Below are 18,083 nucleotides of genomic sequence, written 5' to 3'. Positions count from 1 at the left end.
TCGTCCGACCGGCAGCCCGAGTCGAGCGATCCTCGACAGCTACCCGACGCGGCCCCGCCGCGAGAAGCACAAAGGGGAGAACCGTGACGCACGTGACTGAGCGCGGCAGCGCGGACGTCGGCCCAACCGCCGACGACTCCGGCGCCCGGACGGTCAACCGCCAGCCGTGGACGGCCAGCGCCGGCCGGTCCGGCCGCAAACGCACGGTGACGTACGCGGACGCCGGCGTCTCCATCCACGCCGGTGAGCGCGCCGTCGAGCTGCTCAAGTCGAAGGTGCACAAAACCACCCGGCCCGAGGTGATGGGCGACATCGGTGGCTTCGCCGGGCTCTTCCGGCTCGACGTGCAGAAGTACCGGCACCCGATCCTGGCCTCGTCGACCGACGGGGTGGGCACCAAGCTGGTCATCGCCCAGCAGATGAACATCCACGACACGGTCGGCATCGACCTGGTCGCGATGGTGGTCGACGACCTGGTCGCCTGCGGGGCGGAGCCGCTGTTCCTGCTTGACTACATCGCCTGCGGCGAGGTCGTGCCGGACAAGGTCGCCGAGATCGGCGCGGGCATCTCCGACGGCTGCCGGTACGCCGGCTGCGCGCTGCTCGGCGGCGAGACCGCCGAACACCCCGGGGTGCTGCGGCCGGACGAGTACGACGTCTCCGCGACCGGCGTCGGCGTGGTCGAGGAGAGCGAGATCCTCGGCCGGGACCGTGTCGAGGTGGGCGACGTGGTGATCGCGATGCGCTCCTCGGGCCTGCACTCCAACGGCTACTCGCTGGTCCGCCACGTCCTACTCGGTGCCGGTCGGATGCGGCTGGACACCGTGGTCGACGACTTCGGCCGGCAGCGGACCCTGGGTGAGGAGCTGCTCACCCCGACCAAGATCTACGCCCGGGACTGCCTGAAACTGATCGAGGAGTGCGAGGTCCGGGCCCTGGCCCACGTGACCGGCGGCGGCATCCCCGGAAACCTGGTGCGGATCCTCCCCGAGCACGTCGACGCGCTGGTCAACCGCGCCACCTGGAAGCCGCAGCCGATCTTCGATCTGGTGCAGGCGAAGGGGCGGATCGAGGACAACGAGATGGAGTCGACGTTCAACATGGGCGTCGGCATGTTCGCCATCGTCTCCGCCCAGGACGCCGACCGGGCGCTCGCCTGCCTTACCGGCAGCGGCATCGAGGCCTGGCAGGCCGGCGACATCATCGAGGGCACCGGCACCGTACAGATGGTCGGCCACCACACCCGGGGCTGACGGCGGGCCGCTGCCGCGTCACCTTGGCGGGCCGTCGCCGCCGCGCTCCGGCGGGCCGTACCGTCGATTCACCTCGGCAGACCCCGACACCTAGCCTGAAACGACATCCGTCACAGGCAGGAGGATGGGGATGAGCAGGGCCGAAACCCGGCAGGACCCGGCCGGTGGGGGGCGGCCGGCCCCCACCGGCATGCGCGGCGTGGCGACCGTCCCGAGCTACGTCGTCATGCAACCCACTACGCTGTGCAACCTGGACTGCAGCTACTGCTACCTGCCGCTGCGGGCAGCCAACCGACGGATGCCGGTCCCCGTGGCCGCCGCCGTCGCCCGACCGGTGAACATCTGGGCCGCGCAGCAGGGACGCCGGTTCTCCGTGGTCTGGCATGGCGGTGAGCCGTTGGCCGCCGGACGGGACCACCTCGCGGCGCTGATCAGCCCGTTCAGCGCCGACGTGGAGCACCACGTGCAGACCAACGCGACCTTGATCGACGACCCCTGGTGCGAGTTCTTCCGCGAACACCGGATCCGGGTCAGCGTCAGCGTCGACGGTCCGCGGGCGCGTAACGACAGCCGGCACACCCGGGGTGGCCGGCCCGCGTACGACCAGATCCGGAGCGGTGTCGAAGCGCTACGCCGGCACGGAATCGAATTCTCGGCGCTCTGCGTGGTCAGCGACCCGAGCCCCGGCCTGGCCACCGAGCTGTACCGGTTCTTCCTCGACCTCGGCTGTGACGTGCTGGGCATCAACATCGAGGAGACGGAGGGAGTGAACGTCCGGTCGAACCGCTGGCCGGACCGGGCCGTCGCTGGCTTCTGGGCGGAACTGGTCGGAGCCTGGCGGCAGGCACCGCGGATCCATCTACGCGAGGTGGAATGGTCGCTGCGGTATGCGGCAGCTGTACTCGACGACACGGCCGACGAGGTGCTGCCCCGCCAGCTCGACCCGATCCCCACCATCGGGTACGACGGGTCGGTGGTGCTGCTCTCGCCGGAGCTGGCCGGCTTCTCCGACCCGCGGTACGGGGACTTCACCAGCGGAAACGTGTTGGCCAGCGGGCTGGCCGAGATCCTCGCCACGCCGGAACGGACACCCTGGGTCACCGAGTTCGTGGCGGGCGTCGAGGCATGCCGGACCACCTGCCCGTACTTCGGGTTCTGCGGAGGTGGTCACGCTGCCAACCGTTACTTCGAACACGGGCGTTTTGATGGTACGGAGACCAACCACTGCCGTAACAGCAAGATCCATCTACTGGAGGGAGTGTTGGCCCATGCCAGAGACCAGCCGGCAGCGGACTGAACCGGTCGGCGCGGCCCCGGGAGCCACCGTCGCCGAGGCAGGTGGCGACGATCAGGTGGCGGACCGGGTGTACGCCGTCCGGGACGGTCTGGCACTGCTGCTCGCCGAAGCGGAACAGGCCCGGCGGCGTCGCGCCGAGGCGGCCGGTGCCGACGGCGCGGTCTGCGCCTGGAACCACTTCGAGAACATCCCGACCTTCTACAACTGGAACAACCGCCCCCGTTGACCGCTCCGACCAGCGCGCATCTGGCACCCTGCCCGGCCCCGTCCCCGGGCAGGGCGGCACCTATCAGTCGCCCGCCTGGCGCGACGGACATCCGGTGGTGCCTACCCCGAACGGGGTAGGCACCACCGGATGGTGGCATTCCGACAGACGTACGGCGACCAGCCGGGCCGGAGTCCTCGTCGACATGAATCAGCACGCGGACACTGACCGCGTGCTCTGATCAGTCGGACCCTCAGCGGGACGATGAGGGTGTCCAGTTACCCCGGTCGTCGTCGGCTGGGTCGTCCTCGTCATCGTCGTCGAGGTACGGATCGTACTCGTCGTCGAAATCACGGTCCGACTTGCCGCTGCCGGCGAGCTCTCGCTGCAAGGCGGCGAGGTCGGTGTTCGGGGAGTGGTATTTCAGCTCCCTGGCCACCTTTGTCTGCTTGGCCTTAGCACGGCCGCGCCCCATGGCTCGACCCCCTCGCACAGAATTCGGGGCAGCCCGAAGGCGGGCCCCGATGACGTCAGGCATCTCTCGTGGCTCTTACGGTACATGGGCGGACCCAGGTTCGGCACCTCGGGTTGCATCGGGTCGCTCCCGCGCGTCATCGGCGGCCGACATCGTCAGGGGCAGCGGCGGGGTCCGTCACGGGCAGCGGCGGGGTAAGGAGCCCGATCCCCGCCGCTCGTGACCCGTACGGGTGATTCTCCACACGCCCGGTGATGGCCACCCGGGGCGGACCGGCGGGTCAGCGCCCAGGACGGCGGCGCTCGGGTTGGCGGCGCTCGGGTTGGCGGCGGCTCACCGGAGATGGATCGCGCGCAGCCGACCGACCTCGGCCATCCGGCGTTCGGCAAGCCGGTCGGCCGCCACCGCCGGGGGTACGCCCTCCCGGTCGGCGCTGCGCAGGATCTCCCGGGTGGTCTGGTAGATACCGGTCGCCCGGGCCTTGGCCCGGTCGAAGTCGAACCCGTACCGGCCGTTGGCCGACGGTGTGGCGGCCCCGGTCACCTCGTCGGCCACCTGGATCACCCCACCGGCGTTGACCACGTAGTCCGGGGCGTAGAGGATGCCCCGTTCGGCGAGCAGCTTCTCGACGCCGGGGTGGGCCAACTGGTTGTTGGCGGCCCCGGCGACGATCTCGGCCCGCAGCGCCGGCACGGTGTCGTCGTCGAGCGCCCCACCGAGCGCGCAGGGCGCGTAGACGTCGATCTCCTGGCGGATCAGCACGTCGGTGTCGTCCACCAGGTCGACCTGCGGGTAGGTGCTCCGGGCCCAGTCCACCGCCCGTTCGCTGACGTCGGTGGCTACCACCGCGGCTCCGTCGTCGAGCAGGTGACCGGTCAGGTAGCGGCCCACCTTGCCGAGCCCGGCGATACCGATCCGCCGGCCGGCGAGGCTGGCCGAACCCCAGCGGTGCTCGGCGGCGGCGCGCATGCCCTGGAACACCCCCCAGGCGGTGAGCTCGGAGGAGTCACCGGCCCCGCCCTGCGCACGGCTGCGCCCGGTGGCGAACCGGGTCTCCCGGGCCACGACGTCCATGTCCGGCACGTAGGTGCCGACGTCACAGGCGGTGTAGTAGCGCCCGCCGAGCGATTCGACGAACCGGCCGTACGCGCGCAGCAGCGGCTCGGTCTTGAGCTGCTCCGGGTCGCCCCAGATGACTGCTTTGCCGCCACCGAGGTCCAGTCCGGCCATCGCGTTCTTGTAGGCCATCCCCCGGGACAGCTCCAGCACGTCGTGCAGGGCGTCGGCCTCGGAGGCGTACGGGTAGAACCGGGTGCCACCGAGCGCCGGCCCGAGCGCGGTCGAGTAGATGGCGATGATCGCTCGTAGCCCGGTCGGCTGGTCCTGGCAGAAGACGACCTGTTCGTGCCCGGTGGCGGTGCCGGGGCCGGCAGTGGTGGTGAAGACGCCCATGTCTGCTCCTGAGACGGTGTCGGCACCCTCGTGAGGTGCGTCCGGTGCGCCGGGCCGGTGGGCCCTGCTGGCTCCGAGCCTAGTATCGGCCGCAGCGCGAAGGACCAGCCCGCTGCGGGGGTGTTTGCCCCCGGCAGGGGCGGTGTCGTGCGGTTTCGTGGGAGGATCGCGCCGTGCCGTCCCTCTTCGCTTCCTTCGCCTCATACCTGCGGGTGTACGAGCCGCTGGCCGCGTTCGACCGTGAGCGTCAGGTCTACTGGCGCCGATACGTGCGGGAAGGCCGCGCGGTCGGCCCGCTGGAAGGGCCGGGCCGGCAGCGGACGGCGGTGATCGAGGCGCTCGGCGCGGGCTGGACCCGGCTGCCCGACCTGCCGGACGAGGCGTACGTGCTTGAGTCGGACGACACGCTGCTGGTCTGCCCGTGGAACCTGCGGGTGCGGGTAGCGGAGGCGGCGTTGAGCGCGCGCGACGGCGTCCCGTCGGTGCTGGCCGACGCGTTCGTCCCGCCGGTACTGGCCGGTCAGGCCAGGGCGGTGATCGACGACTGGCGCAGCGGGGCCCGGGTACTGGAGCACGGGGTGCCGCGGGTGCACGAGCAAGCCGCCACCTGGGGGGTGCCGTTGCGATGGTTCGTCTTCGTGGACCTGGCCGAGCGTGACCTGATCGTCACCGGCGCGCGCCGGGCGCTGCGCTATCGGACCGAGATCTCCAAGGCCCGTCGCCGGGCGTCGCGCGGACTGTCGGTGCTGCGCAAGTCGGTGGGGGATGCGCCGATCACCGAGGCGGTGGAGGAGAGCGCCCGGTGGCTCGAGGAGTTCCATCCCCGGTCGGTGGTGGAGCTTGACTACGGTGGGTTGGTGCGGCTGCTGCCGGACGAGACGCTGGAGGCTGACGATTCGCCGGGTCTGGTGAGCGCCGGGCTGGCGGCACTCGGCCGGGGCGACGCCGAGGCGGCCGGCGAGGCGTACGAGAAGCTGGTTGCCCGGTGGCGTGCCGTTCAGCTACTGGAGCGCTGCAACTAGTAGTCGACCAAAGGGACGAATCGGTTTCAATCACCGGGTATTAGGCGCAGATTCTGCCGCGAATCCTGAATAAGATTCGTAATCACCCGTTCACGACCGGTGATCAAGAGTCCGATTATGGTATGTTCTGTCACAAAAAAGGGATAAAAATCGGTCATTGCTCATCCGTCCATCCAAGGACGTTCGGCCGTTCGGCCCATGTCGGACATCGGGGACTAGCCGGACCATGGGAGACGCGTCGGCCGGCGGGACCCCGGCCGATGTCTATAGCACTGTGGAGGAGTGACTGATGGCATCGCGTACGCACGAACCAGAGCCGTTGCTCACGCCGGCCGAGGTGGCGTCGATGTTCCGAGTCGACCCGAAAACCGTCACCCGGTGGGCGAAGGCCGGCAAGCTCAGCGCCATACGGACGTTGGGCGGCCACCGCCGATACCGGGAGTCGGAAGTACGTGCCCTGCTGCAGGGGCAGATTCCCCAGCAGCGGCAGGGTGATTGACTGGCCTCTCCAAGTGGCTGACATCGGCTACGCCAAGGGGCGGTGATCTCGGCTCGTCCGGGGTCACCGCCCCTTGTTTCATGGACGTCGACATGCACTGCGTCGACGGCGGCCCAGCGGAGATCCGCCGGGCCGCCGTCGTCACGATGCGTACCGTACTCAGCTCGCCGGCGGGTGCCCGCCGTCGCCGTCGACCACCTCGTCCGGGGTGCCGTCCTCGTCCAGATCGACCATGGTGATGTCCACCTTGCCGTCCCCGTCGGTGTCGAACTGGTACATGTCGGCCTTGCCGTCCCCGTCGGTGTCGACCACCCAGACGTCGGTCTGCCCGTCGTTGTTGGTGTCGGCCTTGAGCAGATCGACGCGATCGTCACCGCGCGTCTCCACCGACTCCTGTGCCTCGGTCATCCCAGGTCCCTCCATCGCTCAGTCACAACAGCTGCGGATGTCGACAGTAGGGTGCCATCCGGCCGGCCGCGACCCGGGCGCGACCCGGCCTCACCTCGCCGCGTACGGGTTGACCGTCGGATGCAGGTAGGTCACCGTCTCCGGCACGCCGTCCTGGTCGGCGTCGCGCAGCGTCTGGTCCGCCCGACCGTCGTAGTCGGTGTCCTGGACCCAGGTATCCGTCCGGCCGTCGTGATCGGTGTCGGCCGCCACCTGGTCGATCAGGCCGTCACCGTCGGTGTCGGTGGCGACGACGTCGATCCAGCCGTCGCCGTTGGTGTCCACGCTGACCTCGTCGACCAGCCCGTCGCCGTCGAAGTCGCGCAGCATGCTCTCCAGCCGACCGTCCCCGTCGCCATCGACGTACGCGGCCTCCGCCAGACCGTCGCCATCGCCGTCGTGCAGGACCACGTCGGCGAGGCCGTCCCCGTCCCGGTCGACCAGCACGTCGGTGGAGCCGTCAAGATTGTGCTGGACGATCGTGTAGGACCCACCGTCGCCGTACGGCTCGACGCCGTAAGGGCCGTCGCCGTACGGCTCGTAGCCGGCATCGTCGTGGCCCGGGTCGCCGCTCGGGCCCAGTCCCTGTTCCGCTTCGACCGCCTCGTCACCGAGGGCCGGATCGACCCACTCACTCATCCTGCCGCCTCTTCCGCAGATCGTCCTGGCTGCTGACAAGGGAAACCGTACGCAGCGGCGACCTGCCTGTGATCCCGAGAAAGTGCCAGCTGGACGGACCGGCCGGCGGGGGCCCCGCGACCGCCGGCCCAATCTGCTACCGACCCGGTCTACTCGGCGATCGGCAGCCCGGCTGCGGCCAGCGACTTGATCACCTCGGCCGACTCGGCGAAACCGATGATCAGGATCGCGTCCGCGCCGAACGCCTTGATCTCCTGGGCTTCACTGTCGAAGTTCACCGGCGGCGCGTCCGCGCCGGCCGGCGGCTCGTAGCTGAGCAGCTTGAGCCGGTCCGGTCCGACCCCGGCCCGGTCCAGCTCCGCCCGGACGTTCTCCTGCAGGCCCTCGCCGTACGAGTCCTTGCGGGCCACCAGCGCGATCCGCTGCGACCCGTCCCGCAGGATCACGTCGGCGAGCGCCCGCCCCTGCAGCAGGTCCGACGGCGCGGTACGGAAGTACAGCCCCTGGTCGTCGACCTCGCTCAGCCCGGCGTCGGTGTTGCTGGGCGAGAACAGGATCAGCCCGGCGGCCGCCACGTCCGGCAGCACCTCGCGGGAGATGCCGGACGCACCGGCACCGATGATGACGTGCACCCCTTCGTCGACGTGCCCGGCGACGGTCCGGCGGGCCACATCCGGGTTGGTCCCGTCGTCGCCGTCGAACCATTCGACCGGCTCACCGAGCACCCCGCCGGCCTCGTTGATCTCCCGGACCGCGAGCGCCGCGCCGGCCGCCAACGGCGGGTACGCCAACGCCAGGTCGCCGGTGCGCGGCAGCAGGCCGCCCAGCTTCAGCGGTGCCTCGGCGCGGGTGGCGAAGGTCTCCGGCTCGGCCGGTGGCGGCGCGGCCGTGGTGGTCGTCGACTCGTCCCCGGCGCCGACGAACTCGGTCTTGCCGTCGTTGATCTGGCCGTCGCCGTCGAAGTGCAGGGTGGCGTAGCTGGCGGTGGACGGCTCCCCGGCGTCGGTGAAGCCACCCCGTTTCAGGGAGACCCCCCGGTAGGCGATGTCCGTCCCGTCCCGGGCCAGCTCCAGACACACTGCGACGACGTCGCACTGCTCGCCGCCGGTGGTCACTCCGTTGATCTGGGCGGCGATGTCGGTCGGGTCGGTGCTGCCGGCCAACTGGGTGGCGAGCGCGCTGATCACCACCGCGTCGTACGCCTCGCCGGCGTACAGGAAGTCGCTGAGTTGCCGGTCGACCGTGCGCAGCCTGCTGATGAAGTCGTCCGACAGCGGGGTGAGCGGGCTGGTGCCCTTCATCCCGGTCAGCAGCGTGGTCTGGCCCTCGAACTCTGCCCCGAACGAGTTGCTCATGTTGCCGTCGGTGCCGTACAGCCGCACCGGGTTGACCTGGGACTCCTCGGTGGCCGCCGGTTCGGCGCAGCTCGCCGCGCCGACCAGCATGATTGTGCAGAACGCCAGGGCGGCGGTGCGGGAGCCGCGTGACACGAGCATGGGGACGTCCTCCATCGGCCGAAGGTCCGCAGGGCACCTTAGCGCCTCCTCGGCTGGAACGCGACGTCAGCCGGCCTGCCGGTGACGGCGACCCGGCCGGTGCCTTGACCTCGCCGCCTACCCTTCGGCTCATGACCGACCGACGCGATGGGTCCGACGAGGCGTTCACCGACGCTGCGGAGATCCTGCGCTCCGCTCTGGCCGGTGACAGCGACGGCGTCGCGGATGTCTTCGACGCGGTGGTGGACCGCAGCGGGGTCACCGGGGCGTACGACGTCGCGTGGTGCCTGGCCGCGACGATGGTCGGCGACGACGTACCGGCTGGCGGCTGGGCCCTCGACTTTCCCGGCATCGACGAGGCGGGCTATGACGCGCGGTGGGTGGCCAGGTTCATCAGCGCGTACGCCAACTCGGACGACTCGACCGGGGAGGCGCTGTTCGGTGCCGCGTTGGCCGACGGGCAGCTGCCGGAGTGCCTGCTCACGCTGGCCGGGTCGGCGGTCGCCACACTGCGCCGCCGCCGGGCCGCCTAATGGGAGCCCGCCGGGCCGCCTAATGGGAGCCCGCCGGGCCGTCGGTCACCTGCTCCAGTCGTGTTTGGCCGCCCGGACCAGCTTGTCCTTCAGTTCCCGGGTGTGCCGTCGGGAGACCGGCAGCTCGGTGCCGTCGATCACCACCACGTACCCGGAGTTGGCCAGCCGCAGCTCGGTGATCAGCCGGAGCTGGACCAGGAACGACCGGTGGATGCGGACGAAGCCGGCATCGGCCCAGCGTTCGCCGAGGGTGGCCAGCGGCACCCGGACCAGGTGCGAGCCGTCGGCCGTGTGCAGCCGGGCGTAGTCACCCTGCGCCTCCACCCAGCGCACCGCCGACCGGGGCAGCATCCGGGTGGTCCCGGCCAGCTCCACCGGGATCGCCGGGTCCTCCTCGTTGCGGGCGATTGCCGCCGGATGGGTCGGCACCACCCGGGCGGTCAGCACCCGGCGGACCGACTCGGCCAGCCGCTCCGCGCGTACCGGTTTGCGGACGTAGTCGGTGACACCCAAATCGAAGGCGTCAACCGCGGCGTCGTCGTACGCGGTGACGAAGACGATCGCCGGTGGCCGGGCGAACCGGCGCAGCACCCGGGCCAGCTCCATGCCGTCCAGCCCGGGCATCCGGATGTCGAGGAAGACGGCGTCGACGTCGGTGTCGCGCAGCACCCGCAGCGCCTCGGTGGCGTCGGCGGCGGTGTGCAGCCGGGCCACCCGGGGGTCGGCCCGCAGCAGGTACGCCAGTTCGTCGAGGGCGGGGGGTTCGTCGTCCACCGCGAGTACCCGCAGGAACGGGGTCACGACAGCACCTCCCACCGGCCGGTCGCGCCCGCCCCCGGCCGTACGTCGGGGTGGAACTTCGGCACCCGCATGCTCACCTTCGTACCCGCTCCCACCGCCGTCTCCACCACCAGCCCGAACTCGTCGCCGAAGACCGAGCGCAGCCGTTCGTCGACGTTCGACAGGCCGACGTGCTGGCCGGCGTCGTCGGCCGGGTCGGCGCCGCGACGTACCGGGTCGGCGCCGGCGGTCAGCACCGCCGGGTCCATCCCCACTCCGTCGTCCTCGACGGTGATGTGGCACTCGGTCCCGGCGTCGCGTGCCTCGATGCTGACCGTGCCGAGCCCTGGCTTGCGTGACAGTCCGTGCCGTACCGCATTCTCCACCAGTGGCTGCAGGCAGAGGAAGGGCAGATGCACCGGCAGCACCTCCGGGGCGATCTGCAGTCGGACCTGGAGCCGTTCGCCGAACCGGGCCCGTTCGATGGTCAGGTACCGGTCGATCGACCGCAGCTCCTCGGCGAGTGTGGTGAACTCGCCGTGCGCCCGGAACGAGTAGCGGGTGAACTCGGCGAACTCCAGGATCAGATCCCGGGCCCGTTCCGGGTCGGTGCGGACGAACGACGCGATCGCGGTCAGCGCGTTGTAGATGAAGTGCGGGCTGATCTGCGCCCGCAGCGCCCGTACCTCGGCTCTGGCCAGCCGTTCCCGGGACGAGTCCAGCTCGGCCAGCGCCAGTTGGCTGCCGGCCCACCGGGCGGTCTCCAGGGTCGCCTGCACCAGCCCCGGTGCCGGATCGTCGTCGACCACCGCGACCAGCGCGACGGTGGCGTCGCCGTCCGGCCCGGTGAGCGGGGCGACGACGGCCCCGCGCACCAGACAGTCGGACCGGTCACAGGGCAGGTCCCGGGCGGTCAGCACGAGGGAGCGGCCGGCGTCGAACGCCCGCTGGGCGGCGGCGGTGAACTGCTCGGCGTGGTGCTGGCCGCGGCCGTCGAACGCGAGCACCGCCTCGCTGCCGGTCAGCGCCGCGCCCGGGGCGCCGACCAGCGCCCGCAGGTGCCGGACGGCCTTGGCCGCGTCGGTCGCGCCCAGCCCGTTGCGCAGCGGTTCGGCGGCCAGGCCGGCGGTGTGCAGGACCTGGTACGTCGCCCGCTGCGTCGCGGTGGCGATCCCGCGCCGGGCGCGCAGCCGGACGACCGCGTACACCGCGGCGGCCAGCGCGGTCACCAGAGCCAGGACCGCCAGTGGTGCGGATAGGTTTGCCGCCACGGACAGATCTTGTCCGCTACCGGCGGTGCTGCCAAGCGGAAGGCGACGATCGGTCGGTCAGCGGTCGGCTGCCCGCTTTCGACGGACTTTCTGTCATCCGTCGGCATCCGGGATCGGTCAGTAGGCACCCTTGCGGGCCAGTACGACGCCGATGGTGCGCCACAGGATGCTCAGGTCGTAGGTCAGCGACCAGTTGTCGACGTAGTAGAGGTCCAGCCGGACCGCTTCGTCCCAGGACAGGTCGGACCGGCCGGAGACCTGCCACAGCCCGGTCATCCCGGGCCGGACCAGCAGCCGCCGCCGGACGTCGCCGAGGAAGTCTCCGTCGTCGGCGGGCAGCGGCCGCGGCCCGACCAGTGACATCTCGCCCTTGAGCACGTTGATCAGTTGGGGCAGCTCGTCGATCGAGCTGGCTCGCAGGAACCGACCGATCGGGAAGACCCGCGGATCGTTGCGGATCTTGAACAGCATGCCGTCGGTCTCGTTCTGGTCGACCAGCGAGGCAAGCCGCTCCTCGGCGTCGACGTACATGGTCCGGAACTTCCAGACCCGGAACACCCGGCCCTCATGGCCGACCCGGGGCTGCCGGAAGAAGACCGGCCCCCGGTCGGAGAACCGGATCGCGATCGCCACCGCCAGGAACAGTGGCGCCAGCATGATCAGACCCAGCCCGGCGGCCACCCGGTCCAGCAGGTTCTTGGCCAGCCAGCCCAGCCCGGAGAGGGTGGGCTCCTCGACGTGCAGCAGCGGCAGACCTTCGATCGGCCGAATGTGCACCCGTGGACCGGCGATGTCGGTCAGCTGCGGTGCGACCACCAGGTCGATCCCGCTGCCCTCCAGCTGCCAGGCGAGCCGGCGCAGCTCGCCCGGCTCGGAGCTGGCCGAGCCGCAGACCGCGATGGTGTCCGCGCCGACCTCCCGGACCAGCGCGAGGACGTTGCGGCCGGCGTACACCGGCACCGGGGTCTCGAGGCCCCGCGCCGCCGCGTAGCCGTCGGTGAGGTGGATGGCGACCGGCATCAGCCCGGCGGCGGGACTGCGGGTCACCGCCGTGAAGACCTCCAGGGTCTCCGGCAGGGTGCCGACCAGCACCATCCGGTGCGTGGCCTGCCCGATCCGCCGACGCAGTACGTGCAGGGCGTACCGGGCGAGGAAGCGGAACATCAGGATGAACGCCAGCGCGCCGAGCAGCGCGGTGGCCACCGAGAGCCGGGACAGGTCGGTCTTGGTGGCGAAGGCGAGGAACGAGACGCTTGCGGCGACCGTCACCCCACCGCGCAGCACCCGCTTGAACTCGTCGGTGCCGAGCCCGAGGTAGCGCCGGTCGTAGGCGCCGGTGCCCCAGAGCACCACCACCCAGCCGAGCGGCAGCAGCAGGTAGGTGACGGTGTGGAACCAGGTGGCGTCCACATCGGCGTCGGAGAACCCGGAGGTGGCCTTCTCGAACAGCGAGATCGACAGGTAGCTGGCCAGCACCGCCGCCGCGAAGTCCAGCGCGAGCAGGACCGCAGTGTACGGACGGTGCCAGCGCGACGCGCGACGCCGTGCCCGAGCCCAGGCGGACCGGGGTACGCCGTTGGTCGGTGTCGGCGTCGGCGGTTGGATCTCGAAGCTGTCGACGTGGCGCACCCTGTTGCTCCGGCTGGTGTTGGTTACCGGGCGCTGGAGGCTTGTCGTCACCTCACCCACGTCCTCCCGCGTGACACGTGCCGCCCACTCTCCGTGAAGGCTTGGCTCGCCCACCAGCTCAGTCTCTCACGGTGCCCGTACACGGACGGTAACCCGAAAGACTTTACGCCCCCCGGCCGAACGGTGGGGACCGGCGGTTCCGGTGGTGTTGAAGCATTGGGACCGGGCCACTATACCGATGGATCGTCTCCGCGGAAGTCTCCGTTGTGGTGCAGATCGCCGTGGCGCGGGACGTACGGGCTTCTGCGCCCCATTTGGTCACCTAACGCACAAGACGGGACAACCGTCGGTCAGCGAGTGGGCGGCCGCCGGTCTGGCAGGTGGGGCAGTACTGCAGGCTTGAATCTGCAAAAGAGACTTCTCGCACCTGATCGCCGCAAACAGGGCAGGGCAGGCCGGTTCGACCGTGCACCCGCATCCCCGAGCGCTTCTCGCCCTTCAGCTCGGCCGCCCGCTGACCCACCGACCGGTCCACCGCGTCGGTCAGCACCCGCCGCGCCGCCTCGTACAACCCCGCCAGCTGATCGTCGGTGAGCCGGTTCGTCAACGCGAACGGCGACAACCGCGCGGTGTGCAGGATCTCGTCCGAGTACGCGTTGCCGATGCCGGCCAGCACCTCCTGCTCGGTCAGCACCCCCTTGACCTGACCCCGCCGACCGCGCAGCCGCTGCGCGAAGGTGTCCGGGTCCACCGCGAGCGCGTCCGGACCCAGCCGGGCCACCCCGGGCACCTGCGCCGGATCGGTCACCAGGTACGCGGCCAGCTTCTTCTGCGTACCGGCCTCGGTCAGGTCGAAGCCCGAGCCGTCGTCGAGGCGGACCCGTACGGCGATCGGCCCCTTGCCCGGCTTCAACGGCGCGGCCGAGGGAAACGACTCCCGGTAGTGCAGCCAGCCGGCCCGCGCCAGATGCACCACCAGGTGCAGCTCCGCACCGTCCACCCCGGCCGCACCGGGCTCCGCGCCGTCCAGCTCGACGTCGAGGAACTTGCCATGCCGGCCGGCGTCGGTGACCGTCCGGCCGGCGACCGCCGACGGCGGCGGGTCGTACGTCTTGAGCGCGTTGATCGCCGACACCTCGACACGCTCGACCCGGCGGCCGACCGCGCGCTGGCGCAGGTAGGCCGCGAGCGCCTGTACCTCCGGCAACTCGGGCACCCTCAGACGGTAGCGTCTGACGACGTCGAGCAGGAGGGTTGACCGGGTGAGAGTCGTCGTGGCGCACAACCGATACCGGCAGGCCCAGCCGTCCGGCGAGAACGTCATCGTCGACAGCGAGATCGACCAGTTGGCCGCCGCCGGCGTCGAGGTGATCCCGTTCCTGCGCAGCTCTGACGACATCCCGGCGCTGCCGGCCACCGGCAAGGCGCTGCTGCCGATCTCGCCCAGCTACGCCCCGGCCGCCCAACGCGACCTGGACCGGCTGCTCACCGAGCACCGGCCGGACGTGCTGCACCTGCACAACCCGTACCCGCTGATCTCGCCCTGGGCGATCCGCACCGCGCACCGGCACCGGGTGCCGGTGGTGCACACCGTGCACAACTACCGGCAGGTCTGCTCGGCCGGGCTGTACTTCCGCGACGGCCGGATCTGCACCGACTGCCAGGGCCGGGCGATCGGCCTGCCCGGCGTGGTGCACCGCTGCTACCGCGGCTCCCGGGCGCAGAGCGCGGTGATGGCCGCGACCCTGGCCCTGCACCGGCCCACCTGGCGCTCGGTCGACCGGTTCATCGCGCTCACCTCGGCGGTCGCCGAGCATTTGCGTGGGTACGGCATCCCCGACGAGCGGATCGTCGTCAAGCCGAACGCGATCGCCGATCCCGGCCCGCCCGCACCGCTCGGCGACGGCTTCCTGTTCCTCGGCCGGCTCACCCCGGAGAAGGGCATCGGCCTGCTGCTCGACGCCTGGCAGCGGCACCCGGACGGGGCGCTCGGCACGCTGCGCATCGGCGGCGACGGCGAGCTGCGGCCGCTGGTCGAGACCGCCGCCGCCGGGCGCTCCGACATCGACTTCCTCGGCCCGCTGGACAGATCAGGGGTACGCGACGCGCTGCGCGCCAGCGCCGTGGTGCTGGCCGTCTCGACCTGGCACGACGTCCTGCCGACCGTGGTGATCGAGGCGTTGGCCAGCGGCCGGCCGGTGCTCGGCACCGCCCTCGGCGGCATCCCCTACCTGGTCGGCGCCGACACCGGCACCGCTGGCACCGGGGCTGCTGGCGTCAGGGCTGCTGGCCCCGCCGGCTGGGTGGTGCCGCCGGAGACTGCCGCACTCGCCGCCGCCCTGCCGGTCGCCCGCGCTGGCGCCGCCGCACTGGCCGGCGTCGCCCGCACCCGTTACGAGACCACCTTCCACCCCGACGTGGTGATGAAGCAGCACCTGGCCGTCTACGACGCGGTCGCCACCAAGATCAGTTGACCGCCACCAAGATCAGTTGACGAAAAACCGGCCGACACGCCGGTGCCATCCCGAATTTCCATCATGTGATCTTCAGGCCCGCGAGGGTGATCTTCAGGCCCGCGGAGGTCGGTCAGCGCAGGGCAGCGCGGGCGGAGAAGGTGATGCTGGCCAGCAGGAAACCGCCGTTGACCACGGTGAACGCGGCGATCAGCCAGACCGTCAGCGCCGGAGCGGCGATCAGCACCAACCCGGCGACGAAGATCACCGCGCCGTAGTCGCGGATCAGCTTCACCAGCCGTACGGGCAGCGAGGTCGAGGTGACCATGCTGGCCGCGTTCGGGCCGGCCTGCATCACCGAGGTCACCAGGTTCACCATCCAGGTGCCGGCGAACGCCGCGAGCAGCCACACCGGAGTATCCGGCAGCTGCGCCACCGCCACCGCGGACAGCGCCGTGACCAGCGCGATCTGCGCGGCCACGTCGCAGAGCACGTCGACCCGGGCACCGGCCGCGCTGGTCTGCCCGGTCACCCGGGCCAGCTGCCCGTCGGCGCAGTCCAGCGCGTACGCGATCTGCCAGCCGACCAGTGCGACCAGCCCGATCAGCCAGGCCGGGACGGAGCCGTCGGCCACCGCGTCGGCGGTCGCGATCACCACCACCGACGCGGCCAGCCCGAGCAGCAGGTTCGCCACGGTCAGCACGGTCGGTGCCAACCGCAGCCGGGCGGCGGCGTACGCGAACACCGCCCCCAGCCGCTGGCTGACCGCCTCGCTGAACAGCCCGCCCCCTCTGTTCGCCTGAAAGAAGTCTTTCAGGAACGGGGTAGACACTGTTTGTTCACCTTGCGGGCATGCTGAGGGCACCGAGGTATTCTGCCAGCCGCTCCCGGACGGCATCCGCACCGAGGTGCAGGTGTTCCAGGATGGTGTACCGGTCCGGTCGGGTGTGCGGGGCGTGCAGCACGGCGGCGACAAAATCGTCGTCGGTCAGCCCCAGGTCGGCCGGGCGTACCGGCAGCCCGTGCCGGCGCAGTGCCGCCGCCAACTGCCCGAACCGCAGTTGGTCCCCGCGCAGGAAGGTGCAGAACAGCGCACCCAGCCCGACCTGCTCGCCGTGTGAACCGGCGCCGGGGTGCAGCAGGTCGAGGGCGTGCGAGATCTCGTGGCAGCCGCCACTGGCCGGCCGGCTCGACCCGCACACCGCCATCGCGATCCCGCCCAGGATCAACGCCTCGGCGAGGGTGGTCAGGAACGCGTCGTCGCCGAGCCCGCCCGGATGGCTGATCAGCGCCTCCGCCCCGGTGCGGGCCAGCGTCACGGCGAGACCGTCGATCGGCTCGTCGCGGACCGCGTGCGCCAACTCCCAGTCGGCGACCGCGCTGAGGTTGCTCAACGCGTCGCCGATGCCGGCCAGGGTCTGCCGGTCCGGACCGTCCTCGACGAAGTCCAGATCGACCACGATCGCCAACGGGATGTGCACGCCGTACGACCCGCGCCCGCCGTCGTGGTCCAGCGACGCCACCGGGGAGGCGATCCCGTCGTTGGCCAGGCTGGTCGCCACGCTCACCATCGGTACGGCGTACCGGGAGGCGGCGTACTTGGCGGTGTCGATGGTCTTGCCGCCGCCGATGCCGACGACCGCGTCGTAGGAGCGTTGCCGCAGCTTCTCGCCCAGCTCGTGGGCGGCGTCCAGGGTGCCGCCGGCGACGGTGAAGACGTCGGCCCGGCCGAGCCCGGGAGCGATCAGCTCGGCGATTCGCTCGCCCTGGCCGGGGCCGACCACCACGGCGACCTCGCCGCCGGCGGAGATCCGGCGGTCGGCGAGCAGCGCGCCCAGGCCGGCGACGGCACCCCGGCGCACGTCGATGGCGAGCGGGGTGTGCACGGTACGGGCTAGTAGCGGCATGCGATGTCCCGAGCCTTGATCAGGTCGTCGTGGTTGTCCACCTCGACCCAGTCGACGTCGCCGATCGGCGCTGCCCGTACCTCACCGCCACGGTCGGCGTACTCCTGGTAGCCGTCCTCGTAGTAGAGGTTGGGGTCGCGACGCCAGGTCGCCTCCAGCGCCTCGGCGAGCCCGGCGGCGGCCGACGCCTCGATCAGCGTCGCGCCGATGTACTCGCCGTGCGCCTGCGCCGGATCCATCAGCTTGGTGATCCGGGTCAGCTGCCCGGCGTCGTCGAAGACGACCTTCATCTCCTCGTCGGCGAGCTTCTTGACCGTGTCGACCGCGAGCAGGATGCCCGGCCCGCGCCCGGCCAGCAGCGTCTGCTCGACGCTGGCCGGGTGCACGGTGTCGCCGTTGACCAGCAGCGCACCGGCGGCGAAGTGGTCCCGCGCCAGCCACAGCGAGTACGCGTTGTTCCATTCCTCGGCGCGGTCGTTGTCGACCAGGGTCAGTTTCACGCCGTGCCGGTCCTGCAGGTCGGCCTGCCGGGTCCGGACCGCGTCCGCGGCGTAGCCGACGACGACGACCACGTCGGTGAGCCCGGCGGCGGCGAGGTTGCGCAGCCCGATGTCCAGGATCGTGGTCTCCCCGTCGACCGGTACCAGCGCTTTCGGCAGTGTGTCGGTGTACGGCCGCAGCCGCCGTCCCGCTCCGGCAGCGAGCACGAGACCGATCATCAGACG

19 protein-coding genes are annotated in these 18,083 nt (G+C 71.1%); 7 read left to right on the top strand and 12 right to left on the bottom strand.

Annotated elements, in window-relative coordinates:
* The first annotated feature begins 83 nt into the window (after positions 1-83).
* The 3 genes from purM to amcA all read left to right on the top strand — a co-directional run bounded on the left by purM (position 84) and on the right by amcA (position 2,776).
* Positions 84-1,253, top strand: a complete 1,170-nt coding sequence (gene purM / locus ACN27J_RS20040) for a phosphoribosylformylglycinamidine cyclo-ligase (protein ID WP_421368451.1) — start codon at positions 84-86, stop codon at positions 1,251-1,253.
* A gap of 190 nt (positions 1,254-1,443) precedes the next feature.
* Positions 1,444-2,550, top strand: a complete 1,107-nt coding sequence (gene amcB, locus ACN27J_RS20035; RefSeq protein ID WP_421372351.1) for a cyclophane-forming radical SAM peptide maturase AmcB — start codon at positions 1,444-1,446, stop codon at positions 2,548-2,550.
* Complete coding sequence (gene amcA / locus ACN27J_RS20030; protein ID WP_421368448.1) at positions 2,522-2,776, top strand: multiple cyclophane-containing RiPP AmcA; 255 nt, start codon at positions 2,522-2,524, stop codon at positions 2,774-2,776. Before amcB ends, amcA begins: the two co-directional genes overlap by 29 nt.
* A 232-nt stretch (positions 2,777-3,008) precedes the next feature.
* Here the strand turns inward: amcA and ACN27J_RS20025 are convergent, their stop codons facing one another.
* Both ACN27J_RS20025 and ACN27J_RS20020 read right to left on the bottom strand, forming a co-directional pair.
* Positions 3,009-3,230, bottom strand: coding sequence for a DUF3073 domain-containing protein (locus tag ACN27J_RS20025; protein WP_123606444.1), 222 nt, complete (start codon positions 3,228-3,230; stop codon positions 3,009-3,011).
* 333 nt (positions 3,231-3,563) lie between these two features.
* A complete protein-coding gene (locus ACN27J_RS20020) occupies positions 3,564-4,682 on the bottom strand; it encodes a Glu/Leu/Phe/Val family dehydrogenase (RefSeq protein ID WP_421368445.1) in 1,119 nt (372 codons plus the stop codon).
* A 173-nt stretch (positions 4,683-4,855) separates the two neighbouring features.
* Between ACN27J_RS20020 and ACN27J_RS20015 the strand changes: the two genes are divergently transcribed.
* Both ACN27J_RS20015 and ACN27J_RS20010 read left to right on the top strand, forming a co-directional pair.
* On the top strand, positions 4,856-5,704 hold the full coding sequence (locus ACN27J_RS20015) for a hypothetical protein (protein ID WP_123606442.1): 849 nt from the start codon (positions 4,856-4,858) through the stop codon (positions 5,702-5,704).
* Positions 5,705-5,993: 289 nt separating this feature from the next.
* Positions 5,994-6,203, top strand: coding sequence for a BldC family transcriptional regulator (locus ACN27J_RS20010; RefSeq protein ID WP_007073996.1), 210 nt, complete (start codon positions 5,994-5,996; stop codon positions 6,201-6,203).
* A gap of 159 nt (positions 6,204-6,362) precedes the next feature.
* Here ACN27J_RS20010 and ACN27J_RS20005 read toward each other — a convergent pair whose 3' ends face one another.
* From ACN27J_RS20005 to ACN27J_RS19995, 3 genes are all read right to left on the bottom strand, one after another.
* Positions 6,363-6,611, bottom strand: a complete 249-nt coding sequence (locus tag ACN27J_RS20005; RefSeq protein ID WP_278172509.1) for a hypothetical protein — start codon at positions 6,609-6,611, stop codon at positions 6,363-6,365.
* Between the two features lie 90 nt (positions 6,612-6,701).
* A complete protein-coding gene (locus tag ACN27J_RS20000) occupies positions 6,702-7,289 on the bottom strand; it encodes a hypothetical protein (protein ID WP_421368441.1) in 588 nt (195 codons plus the stop codon).
* Between the two features lie 149 nt (positions 7,290-7,438).
* The gene (locus ACN27J_RS19995) at positions 7,439-8,785 is read right to left on the bottom strand and encodes an ABC transporter substrate-binding protein (protein WP_421372348.1); all 1,347 of its coding nucleotides are present in this window, start codon (positions 8,783-8,785) and stop codon (positions 7,439-7,441) included.
* Positions 8,786-8,916: 131 nt separating this feature from the next.
* Here ACN27J_RS19995 and ACN27J_RS19990 point away from each other — a divergent pair, with 131 nt between their 5' ends.
* Entirely contained in the window at positions 8,917-9,318 is a 402-nt protein-coding gene (locus ACN27J_RS19990; RefSeq protein WP_278172505.1) for a hypothetical protein, read from the top strand.
* A gap of 45 nt (positions 9,319-9,363) precedes the next feature.
* Here ACN27J_RS19990 and ACN27J_RS19985 read toward each other — a convergent pair whose 3' ends face one another.
* From ACN27J_RS19985 to ACN27J_RS19970, 4 genes are all read right to left on the bottom strand, one after another.
* Positions 9,364-10,119, bottom strand: coding sequence for a LytR/AlgR family response regulator transcription factor (locus ACN27J_RS19985; protein ID WP_278172503.1), 756 nt, complete (start codon positions 10,117-10,119; stop codon positions 9,364-9,366).
* Complete coding sequence (locus tag ACN27J_RS19980; RefSeq protein ID WP_421368436.1) at positions 10,116-11,369, bottom strand: sensor histidine kinase; 1,254 nt, start codon at positions 11,367-11,369, stop codon at positions 10,116-10,118. The genes ACN27J_RS19985 and ACN27J_RS19980 overlap by 4 nt, the downstream gene beginning before the upstream one ends.
* Positions 11,370-11,486: 117 nt before the next feature.
* Positions 11,487-12,998, bottom strand: a complete 1,512-nt coding sequence (locus tag ACN27J_RS19975) for a sugar transferase (RefSeq protein ID WP_421368433.1) — start codon at positions 12,996-12,998, stop codon at positions 11,487-11,489.
* A gap of 322 nt (positions 12,999-13,320) precedes the next feature.
* The gene (locus tag ACN27J_RS19970; RefSeq protein ID WP_421368431.1) at positions 13,321-14,214 is read right to left on the bottom strand and encodes an Fpg/Nei family DNA glycosylase; all 894 of its coding nucleotides are present in this window, start codon (positions 14,212-14,214) and stop codon (positions 13,321-13,323) included.
* Between the two features lie 46 nt (positions 14,215-14,260).
* On the opposite strand from ACN27J_RS19970, the gene ACN27J_RS19965 reads away from it, so the two are divergent.
* Complete coding sequence (locus ACN27J_RS19965; RefSeq protein ID WP_421368429.1) at positions 14,261-15,472, top strand: glycosyltransferase family 4 protein; 1,212 nt, start codon at positions 14,261-14,263, stop codon at positions 15,470-15,472.
* Positions 15,473-15,584: 112 nt separating this feature from the next.
* Here ACN27J_RS19965 and ACN27J_RS19960 read toward each other — a convergent pair whose 3' ends face one another.
* The 3 genes from ACN27J_RS19960 to ACN27J_RS19950 are packed head-to-tail and all read right to left on the bottom strand — an operon-like array spanning position 15,585 to position 18,077.
* The gene (locus tag ACN27J_RS19960) at positions 15,585-16,283 is read right to left on the bottom strand and encodes a CDP-alcohol phosphatidyltransferase family protein (RefSeq protein ID WP_421368427.1); all 699 of its coding nucleotides are present in this window, start codon (positions 16,281-16,283) and stop codon (positions 15,585-15,587) included.
* Positions 16,284-16,290: 7 nt separating this feature from the next.
* Positions 16,291-17,358 (bottom strand): iron-containing alcohol dehydrogenase family protein, encoded by a 1,068-nt coding sequence (locus ACN27J_RS19955; protein WP_421368425.1) that lies wholly within the window; start codon positions 17,356-17,358, stop codon positions 16,291-16,293.
* A complete protein-coding gene (locus ACN27J_RS19950; protein WP_123606432.1) occupies positions 17,346-18,077 on the bottom strand; it encodes a sugar phosphate nucleotidyltransferase in 732 nt (243 codons plus the stop codon). The genes ACN27J_RS19955 and ACN27J_RS19950 overlap by 13 nt, the downstream gene beginning before the upstream one ends.
* Positions 18,078-18,083: the final 6 nt, after the last annotated feature.

It is taken from the genome of Solwaraspora sp. WMMB762 (assembly GCF_049179115.1).
In the GTDB taxonomy this organism is placed as follows: domain Bacteria; phylum Actinomycetota; class Actinomycetes; order Mycobacteriales; family Micromonosporaceae; genus Micromonospora_E.
This window is presented reverse-complemented; position numbering and strand designations above follow the sequence as displayed.

Excerpts from the sequence above, each read along its gene's own strand:
- ACN27J_RS19955 (WP_421368425.1), bottom strand. The coding sequence starts at position 17,358 with ATGCCGCTACTAGCCCGTACCGTGCACACCCCGCTCGCCATCGACGTG.
- ACN27J_RS20010 (WP_007073996.1), top strand. The coding sequence starts at position 5,994 with ATGGCATCGCGTACGCACGAACCAGAGCCGTTGCTCACGCCGGCCGAG.
- amcB (WP_421372351.1), top strand. The coding sequence starts at position 1,444 with ATGCGCGGCGTGGCGACCGTCCCGAGCTACGTCGTCATGCAACCCACT.
- ACN27J_RS19995 (WP_421372348.1), bottom strand. The coding sequence starts at position 8,785 with ATGCTCGTGTCACGCGGCTCCCGCACCGCCGCCCTGGCGTTCTGCACA.
- ACN27J_RS19950 (WP_123606432.1), bottom strand. The coding sequence starts at position 18,077 with ATGATCGGTCTCGTGCTCGCTGCCGGAGCGGGACGGCGGCTGCGGCCG.
- amcA (WP_421368448.1), top strand. The coding sequence starts at position 2,522 with ATGCCAGAGACCAGCCGGCAGCGGACTGAACCGGTCGGCGCGGCCCCG.
- ACN27J_RS20005 (WP_278172509.1), bottom strand. The coding sequence starts at position 6,611 with ATGACCGAGGCACAGGAGTCGGTGGAGACGCGCGGTGACGATCGCGTC.
- ACN27J_RS20000 (WP_421368441.1), bottom strand. The coding sequence starts at position 7,289 with ATGAGTGAGTGGGTCGATCCGGCCCTCGGTGACGAGGCGGTCGAAGCG.
- ACN27J_RS20025 (WP_123606444.1), bottom strand. The coding sequence starts at position 3,230 with ATGGGGCGCGGCCGTGCTAAGGCCAAGCAGACAAAGGTGGCCAGGGAG.
- ACN27J_RS19990 (WP_278172505.1), top strand. The coding sequence starts at position 8,917 with ATGACCGACCGACGCGATGGGTCCGACGAGGCGTTCACCGACGCTGCG.
- ACN27J_RS20020 (WP_421368445.1), bottom strand. The coding sequence starts at position 4,682 with ATGGGCGTCTTCACCACCACTGCCGGCCCCGGCACCGCCACCGGGCAC.